The organism is Peribacillus cavernae (genome assembly GCF_003989135.1).
GTDB classification, from domain to species: Bacteria; Bacillota; Bacilli; order Bacillales; family DSM-1321; genus Peribacillus; species Peribacillus cavernae.
The window spans coordinates 44,163-65,839 of record NZ_RYZZ01000006.1 but is presented as its reverse complement, the minus strand read 5'-3'; the positions used below and the strand labels follow the sequence as shown (position 1 = coordinate 65,839).

The 21,677-nt window shown below is 40.8% G+C and carries 19 protein-coding genes; 4 read left to right on the top strand and 15 right to left on the bottom strand.

Translation table 11 applies throughout. The features are described 5' to 3' along the window. Positions 1–8: 8 nt before the first annotated feature. From ELQ35_RS04840 to ELQ35_RS04815, 6 genes are all read right to left on the bottom strand, one after another. Positions 9–464, bottom strand: coding sequence for an SRPBCC family protein (locus tag ELQ35_RS04840; protein ID WP_126863707.1), 456 nt, complete (start codon positions 462–464; stop codon positions 9–11). Positions 465–479: 15 nt separating this feature from the next. Further along, positions 480–2,894 (bottom strand): xanthine dehydrogenase family protein molybdopterin-binding subunit, encoded by a 2,415-nt coding sequence (locus tag ELQ35_RS04835; protein WP_126863706.1) that lies wholly within the window; start codon positions 2,892–2,894, stop codon positions 480–482. Then, a complete protein-coding gene (locus ELQ35_RS04830) occupies positions 2,895–3,500 on the bottom strand; it encodes a nucleotidyltransferase family protein (RefSeq protein WP_126863705.1) in 606 nt (201 codons plus the stop codon). After that, positions 3,497–4,609: an XdhC family protein gene (locus tag ELQ35_RS04825; protein WP_126863704.1), complete on the bottom strand. Its 1,113-nt coding sequence runs from the start codon at positions 4,607–4,609 to the stop codon at positions 3,497–3,499. The genes ELQ35_RS04830 and ELQ35_RS04825 overlap by 4 nt, the downstream gene beginning before the upstream one ends. 17 nt (positions 4,610–4,626) lie before the next feature. Further along, positions 4,627–5,400 (bottom strand): response regulator transcription factor, encoded by a 774-nt coding sequence (locus ELQ35_RS04820; protein WP_126863703.1) that lies wholly within the window; start codon positions 5,398–5,400, stop codon positions 4,627–4,629. Positions 5,401–5,713: 313 nt separating this feature from the next. Further along, on the bottom strand, positions 5,714–6,742 hold the full coding sequence (locus ELQ35_RS04815) for an ion channel (protein ID WP_126863702.1): 1,029 nt from the start codon (positions 6,740–6,742) through the stop codon (positions 5,714–5,716). Positions 6,743–7,067: 325 nt separating this feature from the next. Here ELQ35_RS04815 and ELQ35_RS04810 point away from each other — a divergent pair, with 325 nt between their 5' ends. The 4 genes from ELQ35_RS04810 to ELQ35_RS04800 all read left to right on the top strand — a co-directional run bounded on the left by ELQ35_RS04810 (position 7,068) and on the right by ELQ35_RS04800 (position 11,136). Next, the gene (locus ELQ35_RS04810) at positions 7,068–8,603 is read left to right on the top strand and encodes a spore germination protein (RefSeq protein WP_370873428.1); all 1,536 of its coding nucleotides are present in this window, start codon (positions 7,068–7,070) and stop codon (positions 8,601–8,603) included. A gap of 322 nt (positions 8,604–8,925) precedes the next feature. Next, positions 8,926–10,002, top strand: a complete 1,077-nt coding sequence (locus ELQ35_RS04805) for a Ger(x)C family spore germination protein (protein ID WP_126863701.1) — start codon at positions 8,926–8,928, stop codon at positions 10,000–10,002. A 28-nt stretch (positions 10,003–10,030) separates the two neighbouring features. Then, entirely contained in the window at positions 10,031–10,405 is a 375-nt protein-coding gene (locus ELQ35_RS23405; RefSeq protein WP_281278100.1) for a GerAB/ArcD/ProY family transporter, read from the top strand. Next, entirely contained in the window at positions 10,372–11,136 is a 765-nt protein-coding gene (locus tag ELQ35_RS04800; RefSeq protein ID WP_281278099.1) for a GerAB/ArcD/ProY family transporter, read from the top strand. Before ELQ35_RS23405 ends, ELQ35_RS04800 begins: the two co-directional genes overlap by 34 nt. Before the next feature lie 81 nt (positions 11,137–11,217). On the opposite strand, the gene ELQ35_RS04795 is transcribed toward ELQ35_RS04800, so the two are convergent. The 9 genes from ELQ35_RS04795 to ELQ35_RS04755 form a co-directional block, all read right to left on the bottom strand. Further along, the gene (locus ELQ35_RS04795) at positions 11,218–12,198 is read right to left on the bottom strand and encodes a 2-hydroxyacid dehydrogenase (RefSeq protein ID WP_126863700.1); all 981 of its coding nucleotides are present in this window, start codon (positions 12,196–12,198) and stop codon (positions 11,218–11,220) included. Further along, positions 12,195–12,905 carry an RraA family protein gene (locus tag ELQ35_RS04790; protein ID WP_126863699.1) on the bottom strand — a complete coding sequence of 237 codons (711 nt, stop codon included), beginning with the start codon at positions 12,903–12,905 and terminating at the stop codon, positions 12,195–12,197. The genes ELQ35_RS04795 and ELQ35_RS04790 overlap by 4 nt, the downstream gene beginning before the upstream one ends. A 48-nt stretch (positions 12,906–12,953) precedes the next feature. Further along, complete coding sequence (locus tag ELQ35_RS04785; RefSeq protein WP_126863698.1) at positions 12,954–13,718, bottom strand: enoyl-CoA hydratase/isomerase family protein; 765 nt, start codon at positions 13,716–13,718, stop codon at positions 12,954–12,956. After that, positions 13,715–15,457, bottom strand: a complete 1,743-nt coding sequence (locus ELQ35_RS04780; RefSeq protein WP_185861666.1) for an FAD-binding protein — start codon at positions 15,455–15,457, stop codon at positions 13,715–13,717. Before ELQ35_RS04780 ends, ELQ35_RS04785 begins: the two co-directional genes overlap by 4 nt. A 7-nt stretch (positions 15,458–15,464) precedes the next feature. Further along, a complete protein-coding gene (locus tag ELQ35_RS04775) occupies positions 15,465–17,060 on the bottom strand; it encodes an acyl CoA:acetate/3-ketoacid CoA transferase (RefSeq protein WP_126863696.1) in 1,596 nt (531 codons plus the stop codon). Between the two features lie 53 nt (positions 17,061–17,113). Further along, on the bottom strand, positions 17,114–18,253 hold the full coding sequence (locus ELQ35_RS04770) for an acyl-CoA dehydrogenase family protein (RefSeq protein ID WP_185861665.1): 1,140 nt from the start codon (positions 18,251–18,253) through the stop codon (positions 17,114–17,116). 260 nt (positions 18,254–18,513) lie between these two features. After that, positions 18,514–19,569: a TRAP transporter substrate-binding protein gene (locus ELQ35_RS04765; RefSeq protein ID WP_246025977.1), complete on the bottom strand. Its 1,056-nt coding sequence runs from the start codon at positions 19,567–19,569 to the stop codon at positions 18,514–18,516. A 137-nt stretch (positions 19,570–19,706) separates the two neighbouring features. Further along, on the bottom strand, positions 19,707–20,987 hold the full coding sequence (locus ELQ35_RS04760) for a TRAP transporter large permease (protein WP_126863694.1): 1,281 nt from the start codon (positions 20,985–20,987) through the stop codon (positions 19,707–19,709). Beyond that, on the bottom strand, positions 20,987–21,541 hold the full coding sequence (locus ELQ35_RS04755) for a TRAP transporter small permease (protein WP_126863693.1): 555 nt from the start codon (positions 21,539–21,541) through the stop codon (positions 20,987–20,989). Before ELQ35_RS04755 ends, ELQ35_RS04760 begins: the two co-directional genes overlap by 1 nt. Positions 21,542–21,677: the final 136 nt, after the last annotated feature.

The following is a 21,677-nucleotide window of genomic DNA, read 5'->3' as shown; positions in this document are numbered from 1 at the left end:
TCCTCCCTTCAAGCATTCGACTCAATTCTTTTTAATTCCTTACCTAACTTTTTGAAAAAGTCCTGGATGATTAATTTAGCCACTCCGCCTAACATCCGCTGCCCGATCATGGCCACCTTGCCGCCTACGTCAGCTTCATAGGTATAGGCTAGCTCTGTGGTGTTTTCATCAATTGGGGTCAGATCAATGATTCCCGCAGCTTCTACATTACCGGGCCCTCCCTCACCTTTGACAATAAGCTTGTAATGACTAGGTTTCTCAATGTCAGCAATCTCGATGGTCGATTCATATTTTCCCTTTACAGCCGCAATTCCAATAGAAAGGTCGGCGTTATATTTGTTTTCACTTTCTTGTTCCATCTTTTTGCACCCCATGATGCATTTTTCTAACACATTCGGATCCAATAAGACATCCCATGCTTTTTCAATCCCGGCCTCTAGTGTTAAACTTCCTTTTCCATTCATATCCTGTCACCTCTTTCAACTATTTGTAACCTTCTGTTCTGAAAGTAAGTTCCATATTTTATTTGGACTTAATGGTAATGAGTCGATTGTAATTTGATATGGTTTTAAAGCATCACTGACTGCATTGGCAATCGCTACAGGGGCGCTCATCGTATTTCCTTCACCCAACCCTTTTGCTCCGAGTGGTGTAACTGGTGACGGGCTCTCGATATGCTTAATGGTAATATTCGGAATTTCCGGCGCAGTTGGAACCAGATAATCCATAAACGATCCTGTTAAAAACTGGCCTTTTTCATCATAGGCTAGCTCTTCGTATAGAGCTCCCCCCAGTCCGTGGACTAACCCTCCAAATATTTGGCCATCCACAATTAAAGGGTTTAAGAGTTTCCCTGCATCATGTATCGTAATGTAGTCCAGGATGTTGACTTCACCAGTTTCTGGATCAATTTCAACCGTCACCAAATCCGCTACAAATCCGTAGGTGACTGAGGAATTGATTAAATCGTTCTCATCCGGTGCTTCAGCTTTTTTTGCTGTATAAAAGTACGTTTCATATATGCCCGGTTCCATTCCCTCTGGAAGTGACATTGGGTTCCAATGCGCTGATCCCGCAGCTCTCTTTACGGAATATTTTTTAGATGGATCAGCCTTCGAATATATGGAAGCGTTTTCGATAGTAAGATCATCTTCAGCTACTTGGAGGTGGTGGGCTGCAATTTTTAAAATTTTTTCTCTAACTTTGTGGGCTGCATAATAAACAGCACTTGAACCTAAGGAAGCAAATCTGCTCGAATAACTGCCGGATGCAATCGACCATGCACTTGTAGAAGTATCCAGTTCAGCCACTACATTAATTTGTTCGGTTGGAATTTGCAGCACATCCGATACGATTTGAGCCGCGACGGTCTCATGGCCTTGCCCTGATGGTGTGGTGCTAATTCTTACATTTACGCTACCCATAGGATCCATTGATATCGTTGCCGCTTCTGAAGCACCTGATTTAGGAAGAGAAGCTGCTCTTTCTTCAGGGGTAAGCGCAATCGTTATATATCCCATATTGGATCCAGAAGGTTCAACGATACACGCCAGGCCTACACCAAAAATTTTCCCTTTTCTCCTTGCTTCCTCCTGCTTTTGCCGGAATTCTTGATACTTTCCGGTATCTAAAGCAAGATGAAAGGCCTTTTCATAATCTCCACTATCATAAATTCCACCGGAAGCAGTATGATATGGAAATTGTTCGGCTTTTATTAAGTTCTTTTGGATGACTTCTGCCGGGTCTAGACCGAGATCGAAAGCAATCATTTGCATAATCCGTTCCAAAGGAAAATAAAGCTCCTGGCCTCCATATCCCCTTATAAGTCCTGTCGGTAATTTATTGGTCATCACGACATAACCATCAATCATGAGATTCGGAATATCATAGGCACCGGTAGAATTTGCATGGGTTCGGTATAAACAGGCCGGTTCCGGGGCGCGTATATAAGCGCCAACATTATCAATCATTTTCATTTTAAGACCGAGAACTTTCCCGTCCTCTTTTACCGCAGCTTCGATATAAGTTACCCGGTCTGTCCCACTTGAACTGGCGGATAAATGCTCCTGTCTATCTTCTATCCATTTAACAGGACAACCGATTATTCGGCTGGCTACAGCACACAAAACCATGTATGGAAAGGTTCCAGCCTTAATCCCGTAACTTCCCCCAATATCTTTTGGAACAATGATTCTCAAACGATTACTGGGGATCTTTAAAGCACCCGCCATAACCGATTGAATGATAAACGGTCCGTGAAAATTAGCCTGAATGGTGTATTGGTCTGAGCTGCTTTCATATTGGGCAATGATTCCATACGTTTCGATTGGTGTGGCTGTATACTTAGGAAAGTTGAATTTGTGCTTAATTATTCGATCTGCATCATTGAAAGCCTGATCTACATTACCATAATGAAAGTTTCGGTGGTTTGCGATATTTGATCCCACATTTTCGTGTAATATAGGGGCATCCTCTTCTATTGACTTTTCTATATCTACGATTGGTTCCAGCGTTTCGTATTTAACTTTCACCAACTCGGCTGCATCTTCAGCAATGTACCTATTTTTTGCAATAACCACCGCAACTGGTTCTCCAACATACCGTACTTTATCAATAGCGATCGGATAGTACTTGACTGGCGTACTAACACCGACGCTAAAAGGATTTAAATAGGTTTGAACGTCTTTACCGGTAATAACCCCTTTTACACCCGGCACCGATAACGCTTCTGTGATGTCGATTGATTGTATATATGCATGTGGATATGAACTTCTTACAATCGCTGCTTGAGCGGTATTGCCAGGTGTCCCTAAATCATCGATATATTTTCCCTGCCCCGTTAACAATCGCGCATCTTCAACCCGAGGTAACGGATTTCCAATTACTGTATTCAATTAACAGACCTCCTCCCGAAGTAAATTTTGATAATCTGCCTGTGTATCAATATCAGAAGTTATCTTTTTTCCGATTTCAGAATAATAGACTTCTTGTTTATATATCTTAATGATTGACCTGCCGCCTTCATCTCCGCTCACATGCAGTAAATCAGAAAACAGGCTTCTATCAAATAAAACCGGATGTCCTTGCTGATCTCCATACTTTGCCTGAATGATTAATTTAGATGTTTTGTGTTGATAGTAATCTCGAATAACTGAATTCATTTCATCAGCTGTCAGTAAGGGCAGGTCCCCCAGCAGAAACATGGCTGCATCGGCATTTGCAGGGACCGTGTGCAATCCTGATTTAACGGATGCAGACATTCCCTGGGAGGCCTTTTCATTAATGACTATTTTATCGATACCCGGGATGGACGCTTCCTTTACTAGATCAGGTATGTCAGGGTTAATGACTACCGTAATTCCGTATAACGCAGAGTGCAAAGCATGGTCGATAACATGGCGTAGTATTGTTTTCCCTTTAAAAGGAAGCAACAGCTTGGCGGTTCCCATCCTTCTGGAGTAGCCGGCAGCAAGAATGATTCCCCATACTTTCTTGTTCATGTTTTCAATAAAACATCACACTCCTTCTCCAAACGTTGCCCTTTCACTTCACTTAATCGTGATCCAGTTCCGCCACGGTAAGCCACCATGATCTCAGCCAGGATACTCAACGCGATTTCTTCCGGCGTTTGTGAACCAATATCCAGTCCGATTGGGCTATGGATGTGATGAAGTTTTGAATTGCCGGCCAGACTTTTGCTTGTATCTATCAATTCATCGGTTCTTTTTCGCGGACCAAGCAGGCCTATATATGCCGATTCCGTTTCTAAGATGCCTTCCAGAATGATTTGATCTTGCAAAAAGTTGTGTGTCATTAAAATGACATATGAATTTTTGTTAATTTCGATGTCGGGTACCTTTCCGGACGGATAAACAATGAGCTGATCGGAGTCCGGAAAATTCTCCTGATTGGCATATGCCGGTCGGTAATCCAATACGCTAACATGCCAATTTAACGTTTTTGCGATCCGCACTAAGGGAACAGCATCAGGTCCGGCTCCATATATGACAAGATGAGGCGATGGAGTAGTGGACTCGTAGAAGACGTGAAGATCCAATTCGCCACCGATATAGGAAAGACCATTCTTGAAAGTGTTACACTGTCGTATATAGTCATGAACGACTTCTTCATATAGAATCTTAGAGAATTCCTTATCTGCGGGATCGATAATCCACTTTGTTCCAAGCAGTGATTTTTCATTTGACTCGACAATCGTAATACTGTGAAGCGGTTTCATTAAAGCAGATGAAAAATAAGAATCAATTATGGCAGCCCTTCCTTCGTCTTCACACGGACGATAAGGCTCAAGAAAAATCTCCATTTTACCATTACACCCGAGTCCAAGACCCCAGATGATATCTCCATCATCCTGGAAATCATAATGTACAATTGTAGGGAGACCGGAGGCTAATACTTCATGAACATATTCTTTTATATCTCCTTCCACACATCCGCCGCTCAAAAGTCCGGTTACGTTTCCATCCTCAGCTATAAAACATTTCGCTCCGGTTTTTTGATACGTTGATCCTTCTGTAGAAATAATCGTCCCAATCACGCCTCTTAAACCGGATTGCTTGCACCTTTGTAATTCCTTATGAATTGTAATCATTTTTTTCACCCCGCACTTTAACTTGTAACGGTTATGTTTGATTCCCAATGAAATTGGTCTCTATATTCACTTGGGGTTTTTTCGACTATTTTCTTGAAGGCGGTTGCAAAGTAACTTGAATTTGCAAAACCTGTGTTATTTGCGATCACTTCGATCGGAAGCGATGATAGCCGAAGCATTCCTTTCGCTTTTTGAACCCTGACAAAGGATACATATTCAACAAATGTCATTCCGGTATCTTCTTTGAATAAACGGCTGAAATAGGAGGGGCTTAAATATACCTGGTTTGATATTTGCTTCAATGTGAGTGATTCGCCGTAATTCAATTGGATAAATTGAATCGCACTTTCGATCGGATTTTTCAAATCAGTGATAAATGAACCTGATCCCTTATTAATTACTTGATTGACGGCTGAACTAATCTCCGGAGTAAGAACCCGATCAAAGGTTTCTAACAGTTCATTTTTAGAGAGAGGTTTTAATAAATAGGAAGAAAAACCGGAATTCATTGCCTGTTGAGCTAATTCAAACATTTTCAGTTGCGTAACGACGATAATCGGTAAGGACGGATATAATTGTAGAGCCGTTCTTCCAAATTTAATCCCGTCCATGTCAGGTAAAGACAAATCGATAATTAACGCGCTTGGCTGGCTTTGCTTTAGAAGAAGCAATCCTCTTTGTACGGTACTTGCTTCATAAATAGATAGAAAGTTATATTTACTCTCACTTATAATGGAACTGATTTCATTTCTTGCGTGTTGATCGTTATCAACAATCAGCAACTCAGCCAATTTTTCTCCCCCTCACATAAGATCTTAATAAAAATCGTTAAGGAAAAGTTTCACTATCCTGCTTTGATATCTTTAAAATCATACCCTTTTCAAACTTTTCTGATTATTTTTAATCTTATTAAAGAGTTTTCCTAACCGGTTTTAAATTCTTACTTTTGTGTCTTAAAATATTACTTCTTTTTGTATTATCGATAATCCTTTTTGTAGTTATTTACAATCATTTTTTGTAAAATGCCGATACGAAAAAACATTGCAAACAACCCCACGTCATATGGAAAGTGAGGTTGGATTTATGCATATTAGAATGAATCCATCAACCAACAATCTTCAAGTATGTCTCTTCATCACAAATCACAAACATTTTTGCCTGTTCTGGAATGGGATCATTGGGTCTGCGGGCAATATCCAAATGGTTGCCATCCGAGATCAGAATCGCCCCCATTTCAAATAATTCCATCGAGGCGGCTTTGTATGTATTCCAGTGTGGCTTTTTACGAATCTCATATAAGTTCTCTCCATCTGCTTTGCTTAATAATTGCTTGAACAAATTGCTCGAACCAGGATGAACGGCAGCTTGTGCCATCAGTCGGGAAACGGATTCGTTGGATAAAATAAACTCATCTACTTTTGCGTGTTCGAATAAAGAAATATGTTTTTCTTTCATAATCTCTGCGATTGTATAAATGCTTCTATCATATTTTTTGGAAATATACTCAACTCTGGAAGCAATTAAGAGCGTTTTCCCGTCCGCATATTCTGAGAGGTCGTGCCTTTCATCTGTAAAAACGGAAACAGATTTAGCATCGAGGATATTAGCTTTTAAAAGGACATCCTCTTCTGAAGGATCTCCGCTTATAAAGTGAATTCTGTCGTGATTGATTGGAGATTGGTTGGCATTATCTATCACGACAATTTCACAGTTTTTTTCACTATTCAGCAGTTCTTCTACGACATTGGTTAATTTATCTTTCGAAGAACCAATTAAGAGATAATGGCCTTTTCCTGAATAATACAATTTACCTTCCTCCTTAAGTTGACGGTACAAACTAAAGCTTTCGAATATTTTCCCGATAATAATCCCCATGGCTCCAATTCCAAAGGTGTAAAGCAAAAGCATCGTAAAGATCCGTCCGGTATCGCTTTTCGGGTAGAAATCTCCGTACCCTACTGTAACAACCGTTGTCATCGTCCACCAAAGGGAATCGAGATAGCTCGGAAACGTATCAGGCTCAAGTCTGTACATCGAATAGCTGCACAGGAGGATTATCCCTGCCGTTAGGCTAATGATTTGCCATAAATTAATTTTAATCAATCTTGAGAAAAATCTGTGTAAAATCCACATGTAGTGCCCCCCGAATCAGTAGGTTAAATGCTTAAGAATGGATCCGTTTTTTCTGATCCTTTATTTAAAATTATCCCACAAATGGAAACTTGCTTCTATAGAATTTTGTAATCTGTTTCGGCATCCATCTATCCTTTCAGGTGTTCAAGTCATCGAACATATAGCAACAGCTTGTCCAATACGTAAGCAAAGTAAGACTAGTAACCGTTCCAAATGTTTTCAGCAGCAAACTATTCTGAAAGGGTAACACAAAAAAACATAAATCAAAGCAAAATTTCTCATACTAAACATATTCAAGAATTTTGTTAGCTTGTGAGGTGGGTTCGTGTTATTCAAAAAAAAGGGCTTAGAGAAAAAAAATAAAGAACAAGCTGTGAATTCTGAAGGTATAAACAAAGGGATTGACCAATTATTTGCGAAAGCTAAGAAATCTCATGATTTCCAACAGTTGCCGCTTACAAATGAAGCAGGATATTTAATCCTTTCTTACTACAGTACACTCGTTGTTCATCTTAAACTGGAACAGAAAGTTTTATGTGTCTTCAGGGAACCATCTTTTGATAGTCTAAAGAATATCGATGATGTAAAGAAAATCATTCCAATTGAAGATATTGTGATTACAGATAACATCGAAGTGATCCAATCTAAATTACTTAAAGGGTATGCTATTCTGCAAATGAGAGAAAATGATCATAAGTGTGCCTTAATCAATTTAGCTGATCTAAATGCAGGAATGCGCGATCAAAATAACGTTGAAAATGAGTACAGTGTTATCGGGCCAAGAATTGGGTTTGTTGAAAACATAGTAACCAATATTAATTTATTAAGGCAGAACATAAATACACCTGATTTAATTTTTAAAGATCTTCACATAGGGTCTTTCTCACATACCAAAGTCGTCATCGCTTATATTGATGGGGTGACAAATGAACAATATGTTCAAACGGTGACCCAGCGTTTACAAGATATTGATTTTGATGTCGTTTTTGATTCCTCTCAGCTTCATCAAATAATAGAGGATAATTCTTTAACACCGTTTCCTCTGCTTTTATCAACGGAACGCATTGACAGGGCGGCATTTGCTCTGATTAACGGACAAGTAGCTGTGTTTTGTCATGGTTCATCTTATGCGATCACAGGCCCTTCCACGTTGCTTGACTTTTTTGTATCGCCTGAAGATTACTATTTACCTTGGCTTGTTGCCTCTTTTTTTCGTTTAATACGCATCTTTAGTGTTCTTTTCTCAACTTTTGCAAGTTCTATCTATATAGCCATTTTAACGTATCATTATGAGATGATTCCAAGAATTTTACTCAGTACCCTTAGCTTTTCACGTCATAACGTACCTTTTCCGCCGGTATTGGAAGTCCTTTTTTTGGAATTTACGATTGAACTTTTACGGGAAGCTGGAGCACGATTACCTACCAAGATTGGACAAACACTGGGAATAGTGGGCGGTATCGTCATCGGCCAGGCCTCCGTTGAAGCAGCTCTTACAAGCAATGTGTTACTTATCATCGTAGCCTTATCAGCCTTGGCTTCCTTTACTACACCTATTTATAAAATGTCGAACACCATCCGTTTTTTACGGTTTCCCTTAATTGTATTTGCGGCTTTATGGGGCGGGCTGGGTATCGTTTTAGGAATCAGTTTTATACTTGTTCATCTTACACGATTGGAATCATTAGGCAGTCCCTATACAGTTCCCTTATATCCATTCAGACATAAGGATTTTGCGGATAGCTTTATACGTGCATCCTATAGTGTAACTTCAAAAAGGCCAAGCTATTTACGTACGAAATCACTTTGGAGATATCATCCATATACCGAGAAAAAAAAGAAAAATGATTTTGATGAATAGAAAAGTGAAAGCGCCTTGTAAAAACGAACGTCGACTAAAATCCGCCACGTCCTGTGGCGAACGTCGACGTCAGCACATCCTGTGCAAGTCCGACAAGCATAAGGCGAGCGCAGAAGGCGTTCTTTCCTTCTTGCTGTGATTGACTTATGACCTCGAGCTACGGAAAACATCACCTAAAGATCCAGGTCATGTTTTCCGCAAGATATTCAAAGTAGTCAATTCAGGGATGAAAACTGGCTAGGCTGCTTGCACTAGACACCAATACTTGTTTGAAAAAGCCATACTTTCTTATCAAGCGAGAAAAGAGTATATGAGGTGAAGTATGAAACGATGTTTTCTCTTTACGATTAGTATTATTGTCATCCTAGCCGGGTGTGCCAATCAAAGGATCATTGATCAGGTTCAAATTATTCAAGTCCTTGGTTACGATAAGCATGAAGACAAAGTGAAAGGAACTGTTATCTTTCCTACATACGAAGAACAAGGAAAAACAGATCTTCATGTCCTGGACACAGAAGCTGCTTCCTTTGAAAATATCGTTCCAAGATTGAATACAAAATCAACGTATCCGATCGATGTAGGACAATTACGTACGGTATTGTTTGGCAAGGATTTTGCGGAACAAGGAATTGATCCGGTTATCCATTTTCTTAGCCGGGATCCGAAAGTGGGGAGTCGTATGCAACTAGGCATTTCTGAGGATACCGCGGAAGGCATAATACGATCAATTGTAAAAGAAAAGGTTCCATACCATATAAACTATAAAATTGATCAAAATATACAGTATGGAAGTTTACCAAAAATGAATCTGCATGTATTTCTGACAAATTTCTACAGTGAAGGCATGGATCCATTTTTACCTTACTTCACCATAGAGGGGAATACAGTCAAAATTGATGGATTAGCACTATTTAATAAAGGTAAGTACGTCAATCACATTAATATGACACAGTCCTTTCTTTGTAAAATGTTAATGGATGGAACCCAAAATGGACGTTATGAAACCAAAATCAAGGGAAATGAAAAGGAAGGGTTTATTTCATTGAAAAGTTTGGACTCAAAAGCTAAGTACACGATTAATCAAAAAGATCGGATTCCGCATATATCCATCGATTTAACAATGAAAGCACAGCTTAAAAAGGGCCTGCCCGGGCTTAATTATACCAAGAATAAAGACATCGAAAAAACGGAGAAGATACTGGATGAACATTTTAATAAAGAGGTCCAACAGTTAATTTCCTTGTTTCAAGAGTACAACTTAGATCCACTTGGGCTTGGAGATAAAGTTAGGGCCAAATCAAGAAGCTGGGACTATGGACGTTTTCAGGATATGTATCCTCATCTAAAAACCACAGTAAACACCAAGGTTACAATTATCCAAACGGGTGTGGAAGAATAAGGATTTCATTTTTACGAGGAGGAGCTAAGTGAAAACTTTAATCAACGAACGATTTTTAGTATCTCCTTATTTAGTTTTCTTTTTGATCTACTCTAATATTATTGGGATTGGGATTATGAGTTTTCAGAGAGATATTATCGAGGACGCCGGTTACGATGCGTGGATTTCCGTCATCTTAACCGGTTTAAGCATTCATATTTTACTTTGGATGATGTACCGTATACATAAAATAGCTAATAATGATGTGATTTATATCCACCAATTTTGCTTTGGGAAATGGATTGGCGGGTTATTAAATGTTTTTATCATCACCTACTTTTTTGTATTGGCATTGATTGTTTTCCGTGTTTATATTGAGGTTGTTCAAGTTTGGATGTTTCCCTTAATGAAGAATGGCAAATAAGCTTCATTTTCCTGGTTCTGATTTATTACATTGTTTCAGGTGGGTTTCGTGTCATTACCGGGATATGTTTCTGGGGAACAGTCATCCCTTTTATGATTCTGTTTCCCCTTAGTTTCTTTTCTTTAGAGTTTGCACATGTAAATCATTTATTGCCTCTGTTTAATCATTCATTTAAGGAAATAGTAGGATCATCTAAATCGATGTTGTTCCAGTTTCTTGGCTTTGAGACCTTATTCATGTTCTACCCATTCATAAAGAATCCAGAAAGATCACAAAAATGGGCACATTTTGGACTTCTGTTTACGATCTTGCTATATCTTTTTGTCACAATCATCACATTTCTTTACTTTAGTGAAGCGCATCTCAAACATACCATATGGCCGTCATTAACTGTATTGAACATTGCGGAAATTCCCATAGTAGAAAGATTCGAATATGTTGTGGTTTCTTTTTGGTTTCTGTTGGTATTGCCCAATATCAGCATAAAACTATGGGCAGCCTGCCGTGGTGTTAAGAAAATGGTAAATATCAAACAACGTACCATCTTGTTCATATTCCTGCTTTTATTCTTTTTTTTAGCTAATATATTAGAGGACGATAGACAGATAGAACAAGTAAATGATTTATACTCAAAGATTGGTTTCTGTTTTGTATATTTTTATATCCCTTTTCTATTTTTGTTCATTCATATTAAACAAAAGATAACCAAGCAGCACCACTCCAATATATAAAAAAGCCAATCATGTTCTGACAGGGTGTCTGAACATGATTGGCTGCTTCCCATTTTTTAAAACGATAAGACCAAACTTCACTTAGTCCAGGAAGCTTACATCATTTACAAGATTTTTTGGTTTCTCATTCTGTAAACCAGCCGTTAAGTTGCTTACTGCAAGGTCAGCCATTTTCATTCTTGTCGCAATGCTGGCGCTGCCTATATGCGGCAGGGCAACGACATTCGGCAATGTTAACAAAGGATGGTCCAAAGATACAGGTTCGGTTTCAAAAACGTCTAAGCCGGCTCCCCAAATTTCCCTGTTTTTCAAGGCGTTATATAAAGCTGTTTCGTTTACGATGCCGCCCCTGGCTGTATTAATCAGGATCGCATTCTTTTTCATCAAGGCAAGTTGCTCAGAGTCAATTAAATTTTCCGTTTCCGCTGTGTAAGGAACCATGACACATACATAATCGGACACTTGGAGCAGGTTTTCAAGTGAAGTATAGGTTATTCCCAACCCATTCTCTTGTTCGACTTTCTTGCTTCTATTATAGTAAAGGACATCCATATCAAAGCCTTTTGCTCTTTTTACCAGGGCCTCTCCGATCCTACCCAGGCCAATGATTCCTAAAGTAGAACCGTAGATATCCTGACCGGTTAGCTGCATCGGAGACCATGTATTCCAATCGCCATTTCGTAAATCAGCAGATGCTTCTACTAGGCGGCGTGCGGTTGCCATTAGCAGGGCAAAGGTTAAATCAGCGGTCGTCTCTGTTAAGACACCCGGGGTATTCGTGACCATGATCCCTTGATTTGTCGCACTGTTTACATCAATATTGTTATAGCCTACCGCCATATTTGCAATAATCTTAAGGTTTTTTGCTTTCTTTATTAACGGTTCGTCTACATTTTCCGTTAACAAGCATAGTAAACCATCTATATCTTCCATTTCCTCTTCTAAAATATGATACGGGACTGGGGTGTCTTCTTCCCCCCACATCCGAACTTCGAAGGCATTGCTTATTTTGTTTATAATTGGCTCGGGAAGTTTCCTTGTAATATACACTTTGGGTTTCATTGACTGCCCTCGCTGCTGATAAATGTTGAGGTATCAAGGCCTTTGCAGCCTTTTTCTTGTAACGTGAGATCAACCCAGCTTCTGTCTACAGTCCCCGCTTCGATGGATTGAAAGATTTCTTCCTCTTTTTGAGCCTGTTTTTGTACCTTGGCGAGGATTTCTTCGGCATCCTCCACTGGGATCACCACGAGGCCATCTTCATCGCCCACGATCAGATCGCCTGGGTTAATGATCATACCGTTAAGGGAGATCGGAACATTAATTTCACCCGGGCCATCTTTGTAAGGACCACGATGGGTTACGCCTTTTGCATAAATCGGGAATGTGTCATTTTTGAATGCCAGTGTGTCACGAATCGCCCCATTAATGATAAAACCGGCAATTCCATTTTTTTTCGCGATTCGCTGCATAATTTCGCCAACGATTGCGTTTGTTGTATCTCCGCCAGCATCAACGACAATCACTTCACCGGGCTGGGCCATATCGATGGCCTTATGAACCATTAAGTTATCACCCGGCCTTGTTTTCACCGTTATTGCCGTCCCCGATAGTTTTCCTTCTTTGTGATACGGCCTTAATTCACAGCTTGCCCCCTGCAAACGGCTCATATTATCACTGATATGCGGAGTGACAACATTTCGAAACTGCTCAACAATTCTTTTATCAACGCGTTTTTCAACTGGAAATATTCTAAAACCAAAGTCCATGTTTCAACATCCCTTCTCTATTGGAATCTGAATGTTTTCAAAGTTTTTTTATTTATGCTGATAAACCGGTTTTCTTTTTTTAAAGAAAGCATCAAGCGACTCAGAGATATCTTCCGTATTGTGAAGAGCTGCAAAGGCATTCATACCTTTGCGAAAAAAAGGTTCGCTACCGCGACAGTCGATGATCGCTTGTTTAATGGTTCGAATCGTTACGTTAGAATAGGAAGCTATTAATTCGGCGATTCTCTTCCCTTCAGATGCTAGTTCGTCTTTTTCTACGACTTTATTTGCGATTCCGATCCTCAAGGCCTCTTCCGCTGTCAATTTAGCCCCTGTTAAAAAGAGATAGGCAGCGTTTGCTTCCCCGGACAGCTGCAAGAATCGTTCGAATCCGCCGTTACCGGGAAAAACAGCCCGGGAAACTTCGGGATAACCAAAGCTGGCATCCTCGGCAAAGAGCCTGACATCAAAAGCACTTGCTAATTCAGCACCACCCCCAAGGGCATTACCTCTTACACAAACAATGGTTGGCTGAGGAGCATCGATAATTGCCTGAAGCATTTCATGTCCCTCGATCCATGCTTCTCTTACCCGATCGTTATTGATTCTATCTTGAAATTCCTTCAAGTCGGCACCACAGCAGAAATGTTCCCCTGCTGTTTCGAACAAGATTACTCTTACGTTTTTGTCGGCTGAAAGAGATTGAAAAGCTTCCTTTATCCCATATTTTACATGATTAGATAGCAGGTTTAAAGGAAAATTATTGAAAAGGACGTGTGCTATACCGTCATGTATCGAGACGTCAAGAGTCATCGTTTTATTTCACTTCTTTCACTGCTCCGGTTGTTTGGCCAATGTCGTGTACCCACCTGCATTTCTCCATTTTCTTGAGTGACGTAGATACTTTTAATCCAATTGGAATCGTCCTTTTCAGGATAATCCTCCCGAAAATGGCAGCTTCGGCTTTCTGTACGTGTTTTTGCAGCGATGACAATCGCCCGGGAAGTGATAAGCATATGCTTGAGATCAATCGCAGTAAAGAGATTTTCTTTATCGATTATAAATTCTCCGGCATCCATTGAACGTTCTAGTTCATCAATATGAGTTAGCGCTGTGTTCAGTCGCTGTTCATTACGGATCACTAAACAATTTTTATACATGACTTCTTTGAGGGTGTTGATCGCTTGAACAAGGTCTTTATCTCCGTAACTATTGGCGATCAAGTCGCTTAGATGAACCAATGCACCAAGTGATTCTTTTTCAGCACTTCCATTAATCATTGCTTTTTCAGCATGTGCTGCAGCTGCTTGTCCAGTACGGTGCCCGAACACTTGTCCCTCAGCCAGTGAATTTCCTCCAGGACGGTCAGGGCCGCGTACGCCTCCAGCAGTTTCTCCGGCGATAAACAATCCGGAAATTTTTGTGGTGCCGTCCGGGCTTTCGATCAAAGCGCCGCCATTCATACACTGGGCGACAAGGGCCACTTCAAACTGATCTTCAAAAATATTGATTCCTTTCGACTTCAGGACCCCGCCCGTTTTAGGCATTTTTTGCTGAACGATGTCTTCCGAACCAGGAGGCATCGTACACCACACTCCCCCATTCGGAGTGGGGTTTAACTCAAGCTCTTTCTGAATCGAAGTATCAAAATAATAGGCTGCCGTTGAAATTGTAAATGGAAATACTTTTTTCTTGTAAACATCATCAATTGGAATATGTGGAGGCACATACTTTTCAAGGATATTTTCGCCTTTATCGTTTTTCAATATCGGCTTGGTTTTCCACACGGGACCTGACAACAACGTAATCGATGGATTGATTGCTCCCGGCCCGATTTGGATAAACTCCATATTAATAAGCGGGATACCGAGTTCATAGGCCATTGCGTAGCCATTGCCGGTCATATCCGGAGTTCCTACCGCGTATTTGTAAATATGATGGGCACCGCCGCATGCCAGAATAACAGACGGTGTTTTGTAAAGGACCAGTTCTTTTGTTTCTCGATGGATTGCCAACGCCCCTGAAATGTTTTGATTCTGGTCTGTGACTAATTTAAACACCATCATATGTTCATCAATTGGGACATTATGTTTCTTGATCTGTTTGGACAGGGCCACTAAAATATGGCGGGCGGTGACACCATTTACCCGGCATGTTCGTGGATAGGTAGCGAAATCGCTCATCCCTTGTACTAACTTTCCATTTTCTTGTTTATCAAAGTTTAGCCCGATATCCATTAGGTCCTGAATTCGATCCGGGACTTCAGAGGCAAGCGTCCAAACTAGCTCCGGGTCAATAAAACCTCTGCCGGCATCTAACGTATCCTCGTAATGAATTTCGGGTTGATCCCGTTCATCGGCATGGCCAATCGCTGCCGCAATCGCTAATAACTCCGAAAATGCTGTCGCCGTTGAACCGCCTCCAAGCCACTTTGATTTAATTGCGACTCGGACATTTGCCCCGGCCTCTGCGGCGGAAAGTGCAGCCCTTGCTGCCGCGCCGCCGCCGCCAACAACCAGTACATCCGTTTCTATGATGCGATCCACTTTCATGTTAGTTTCACACCCTTTCCAATAGAATGTCATTTTTAGATTCGATAAAAAGTTCTCGCTCCATTTGCTTTACGTCCGGAGAAATCGTCACTTCGCAATCGACATTAGCAAGGATGTCTTTTTCCACATCAATCCCCGGTGCATACTCGATTAGAACCAGGCCACCCGTTTCTAAACGGAATACACAGCGTTCCGTAATATAAAGCACTTCTTGCCCCTTTTTCAAAGCTTGGCCTGCATTGAAGGTCATATGTTCAACAGCCTTGATAAATTTCTTGAATCGTCCTTCATTGGCGATGTTTATTTTTCCATCTTCAACGGATACCTTTAAACCGCCGCTGGTTAACGTGCCGCAGAATAAAATTTTTGAGGTCTTATGAGTGATATCAATAAAACCACCGGAGCCTCGGTACACACCATTAAATTTACTTACGTTCACATTACCGCTTCCATCAATCTGGGCAAATCCCAGTAAGGATGAAGATAACCCTCCTGCTTGATAGAAGTCGAAAATTTGCGGGGAAGTAACAAAAGCCTCTGGATTGATATGAGCGCCAAACACTTCCACTCCCATTGGAACACCACCGATGGCACCATGTTCTAGTGAAAATGTGATTTCATTAAAAAAGTTTTCTTCCATAGTTAGCTGTGGCAGTTCTACCGGAATTCCCACGCCAAGATTAACAATCGAACCCGGAGTAATTTCTTTTAACGCTCTACGCAAAATTACTTTTTTAGCATCAAGTGGCAGGTTTTTTCTGAGCTGAGACATCGGTTGTCTGATTTCTCCTGTCCAGCTTGGATCATACTCAGGCAACAAACTTTGCTTCTGTTCCTCATCAATCACCACGGCGTCTACTAAAATCCCGGGAATTTCCACGGAACGGGGATGAAGCGTATGATTTTCAGTAACCCGCTTAACTTGAGCAATCACATACCCTCCACTGGCCTTTGCAGCCATCGCCATTTCAAGCCCGCTTAGCGTCGCTGGTTCCTCTTCGAGTGTAATGTTTCCTTTCTCATCGGCGGTAGTGCCTCTAATGATGGCAACGTTGATCGGAAAAGAAGGATAGAATAAATGTTCATCCCCATCGATTTCCAGCAAGCGAACTAGTTCCGCTTCTGTATATTCATTTAATCGTCCCCCGTCATATCGAGGATCGACATAAGTATGTAAACCAGCTTTTGTCAGAAGACCAGGATGTCCTCCAGCAATAGATCGAATCAACTGGAAGATCGTGCCCATCGAAAAATTGTACGCTTCTATTTCATTGTTACGAATCATGTCTGTCAACTTGGGGCTTTCCTTCACGTTAAAGCTGCCGCTTACTAGCCGCTTCAGCATCCCTTTGTGGGCCACATGTTCAAGCCCGGTACTTTTCTTTGGATCCCATCCTACCCGGACCGGTGTGATGATCGATAGATTTCTAGGTTCCGCTGTCGATAAGAAGCGCTCTTCTAGCGCCGCCATGACTTTTTCCGGACAAAGAATCGAGATGAGGCCACCAATCGTTATGGTGGCATCATTAGGGATATTCTTCACTGCTTCTTCAGCTGAAATGATTTTGGAGTTGCTTTTTTGGATATGAGCTGCTGTTCCCATCCAATTACCTCCTTATTTTTCTAATTAATAACCTTGCAGTTTAAATGAAGCTATTATTTACGTTGACTAATTTTCCTGTCCAGTACACTGGAAGCAAGCATGTTCTTGTGAACTTGTAAAGTTCCGCCCGCAATAGAGGCAGCGCGCACACAGCGATAATACCATTCAAGCGGGTATTGTTTAGAGAAACCATAGCCGCCATGGAGTTGAATGCAAGTATCGGTGATTTTTTGAGCGGCCTCAGCTACGAAAATTTTTGCCACGCTAACTGCGTTTTTATCTGGTTTATTATCAGATGCCGCTTCACCTGCGCGGTAAAGAATCGTACGGGCTGTTTCAAGCTGGACATACATATCTGAAACCATCCATTGCACTCCCTGGAACTCGGCAATTTCCTTACCAAATTGTTTGCGTTGGTTTACGTGTTCAATCGTACGGTCAAAAGCAGCCTGTGTAATTCCGAGGGTTTGAGATAAGAATCCTAAACGTACCCCGTTGTATACACCCATTAGCTTCTTGAAAGCGTTCTCAGTTACAAGCACATTTTCTTTCGGTACCATCGCATCTTCGAAATATAGAGCACATTGTATTTCTCCGCTCATATTTTCCTCATTTGGACCTATTGTAAATCCTGGAGTTCCTCTTTCTACAAGGATAGCCCCAATATCTGAGGTACGGCCTGTGTTGCCAAATCGTGCGTAAACTACAAATAAATCAGCAAGATGGGCGTCACTGATAAACACCTTCGAACCGTTTAAGCGATAATGCTTTCCATCTTCAACTGCTGTTGTTGTAATATCGGTTGCTGCGCTGCCGGCTTCCGGCTCACTCATTCCGAGGGAAACAAAGAGTTTGCCTGATGTCACTAAAGGCAAGTAGCGTTTTTTCTGTTCCTCGTTACCTAAATGATTGATAAACGAAGCAATACCCATGCTGGCATGGTAAGCATGACGGCCGCTTGTTGGGCATACACGGCATAGTTCTTCTATGATAAGCAATGCGTCAAATAAGTTTAAATTCATTCCGCCATATTCTTCTGGAAGAGTTAAACCTAGAAACCCATGATCTGCTAACTTTGTGGCGTTATCCCAAAACTGCTCGCCTTCTAACCATTCTGTAGCCGGTTCCAATTTACGTTTAGCAAAATCCCGTGCAAGGTCTCTCCAGTTTTGTTGACTCTCCGTGATTACCATATCCATTCCCCTTCCATTTTCTGTGGTTGCAATAGTTTGTGTTGTTTTGCAAAAATAAGTGTTATAGATTATCGATAATATAATAAATCATATCACCGGTAGTCTGAATTGTCAAAAAGTCTCCAGATATTTTTTTCATCTAGTGCTTTGTTCACTTTGCTCTCAAACTACAGCTAATCCTGATTACTATTTTTTCAGAAAAGTAGCCCCTAGTAAACTAAGGGACTACTCTTCTGATCCAGGTATGTGCTGTTCAATTCTTATTTTTCATATTTCTTTAATTCAGCCAAATATTGATCGAGATATTCCTGGCCGATCTCATCGGAGAAACCCTTATAGACATTTTGGACTTTGTCTTCAAACTTTTTACGTTCTTTTTCAGACAAATCTGTAGCGACCATTCCATTATCTTCAAGGATTTTTAAGTACTCTTCGCTTTTTTCTCGATTGAGTTTTCTTTGATAGGCTGATGCTTCTAAACCAGCTTCCTTCAGAATGGATTGTTCATCCTTGCTCAACTTGTCATAGAATTTTTTCGAAACGACCAATCCCATTGGATTGTATGAATGGTTTGTCTTAGTAAGATACTTCTGCACTTCATAGAATTTATCCAAAGCCATATTTCCATAGGGGTTTTCCTGACCATCAATCACTTTTTGTTCCATCGCTGTAAAAAGTTCAGTATAAGCCATAGGGGTTGGATTTGTTCCAAGTTCTTTCCAGGTTTCCAGAATTAGCGGTGTCTGCATCGTTCTGATTTTAAGTCCCTTCAAATCATCGAGACTTTCGATTTCGCGTTTACTATTGGTAAGATGCCTAAAACCGTTTTCCATATAGCCAAGAAGCAGAATACCTTCTTTCTCCAGTTGCTCTGCCGACTTTTGCCCATACGGTCCATCTAAAATTTTGTCTGCGACTTCTTCGCTTGAAATGGAGAATGGCAGATCGTATGCCAGCATGGACGGGGCCCAATTCGCTAACATGGAAGTAGAAACGCCTACGGCTTCAATCGTTCCTAATTCCAGTCCCTCGATCATGGTCCTGTCATTTCCAAGCAAACCATTCGCATAGATCTCTACCTTTACCTTTCCATCTGTTTCTTTTTCAACGATTTCTTTAAATTTTTCATAGCCATCATGAAGAGTGTGTTTGTCATTATTTACTGAACCCAATTTAATAACTTTTGCTCCCTTACTATCTCCACTGGAGGCTGTAGCTTTCGAGTCTGACGGAGCTGCAGTATTTTTGCTGCCGGAACATGCTGTTACACCGATAAGTACAATACTTACTAACAATGTTAACAGAATCTTTTTCACTTCAATTTCCCCCTTATATCTTCATTCACAGCACTTGCAAGAACTCAAATGTGAAATACCTCACCTCCCTATCGAGAAAATTTATAGATTATCGATATCTTACAAACAGCATTCACTATCTGATGTAGAATAATTTCCTAATCTGTTAAAAATTCAAGCGGCACGGTGACGATGGAAGGGAACAAGATCAGCAAGACTAAAACGAGTATTTCGACTAATAAAAATGGCCAAATCCCTTTCATGATGTCTTCCATCCCGATTTTGCCGACCCCGCAAGCAACGTTCAGAACAACACCCACTGGCGGTGTTAATAAACCAATACAGTTGTTAAGGACAAAGAGTACGCCGAAGTAAACGGGATCAATACCCGCCATCTCCACAACTGGCATTAAAACGGGTGTCAAAATGAGTATCGTTGGGGTTAAATCCATGGCTGTACCAACCAATAAAATTATTACGTTAATCGCAATTAACAAGAGCAATGGATTATCCATGAATGGCGTGAGCATTTGAGTGATTTCACCCGGGATATTCGCAACCGTGATTAACCAGGCTGATACCATTGCCGCAGCAACAAGAAACATGACGACACTTGTCATTTTGGCTGAGGTATTAAATGCCTTATATAATTCCTTTAGATTAATTTCCCGGTAGATGACCACTCCGACAAATAGTGCATAGAAAGCAGCGACTACACCAGCTTCCGTTGGCGTAAATATTCCTCCGCGCAGCCCAACAATAATGATTAGCGGCAGCATTAAGCCCCAAAACGCTTGTTTCGTCGCTTGCAGTATCTCCTTAAATGATTTACGCGGCAGCACTTCAATATTTTCTTTCCGGGAAACGATCCACCAAACAATTGCTAAACCTAAGCCAATGAGAAGGCCCGGAACAATACCTGCCATAAATAACTTTGTAATCGATACGCCGCTTGTCACTCCAAAAATAATCATCGGGATGCTTGGGGGAATGATTGGTGCAATGATTCCTCCTGCCGCTATCAACCCGGTTGAGCGATTCCGGTCATAACCTGCTTGCACCATCATTGGAATCAAGATCGCTCCTAGTGCTGCCGTATCTGCAACAGCCGAACCGGAAAGGCCTGCAAATAAAATCGCCCCCAGAATGGCCACATAACCTAATCCGCCGCGAATATGTCCGACAAGTGCTAATGCAAAGCCAATGATTCGTTTCGATATCCCCCCAATACTCATTAATTCTCCTGCAAGAATGAAGAACGGGATCGCCATAAGCGGGAAGTTATCGGCTCCATTAATAAAATTTTGGGCAATGATTTGACTGTCAAAAATGCCCTGGTATAACATAAGTGCGACACCGCTTGCCAGGAGTGCAAACGCGATTGGCATCCCTATGGCCATAGCGGCAAGCAATGAGCCCAAAAATACAGTTAATGTCATTACCTTCCACCACCTTGAGCAGTTTTGGCTTCTTCAGTAAACAGGATTTCTTCTTCTGATTCGACGGTTTTTATTAAGTCTTCAATTGAATCACGCACAAACCAGGCTTTATAAAGATTTCTAATAATAATACAGGCCATTAATGCGCTCACAATGACCCCCGTGATGTAAATATAAAACATGGGCATTCCTGTGACTGGAGATGGTATATGAAGATTCGCTATGGCAACCTTCCAGCTGCCATCAAACACTAACCATAGAATATAAAGCATAATTACATTGCTCAAAGTATAAAGAAGCCGTTTCTTACCCAATGATAATTTTTTGATCAATGCATCAACACCAAGATGTTCGTTATCTTTTAGTGCCCCGATCGCTCCTGAGAAACAAAGCCATATAAATAGAAAGCGTGACATTTCTTCCGACCACATGATTCCCGAGTTAAAGGCATAACGTAAAACGACATTTCCAAAAACAAGAATAGCCATCAATGCAAGCATGGAAACATTTAATATGTTTAACAATTCGCCTAACCTTTTACCTGTTTTCTTCATATATAATCCCTCCTCTGAACCTTCGTGATTTATTGCAAATGATTACGAAATATGAGACCGACAAGTGAAAACGTTTTCAAATGGTCTTATTAAAAATGTATTATCGATTATATAGAATATAGTAGATTGAATATTT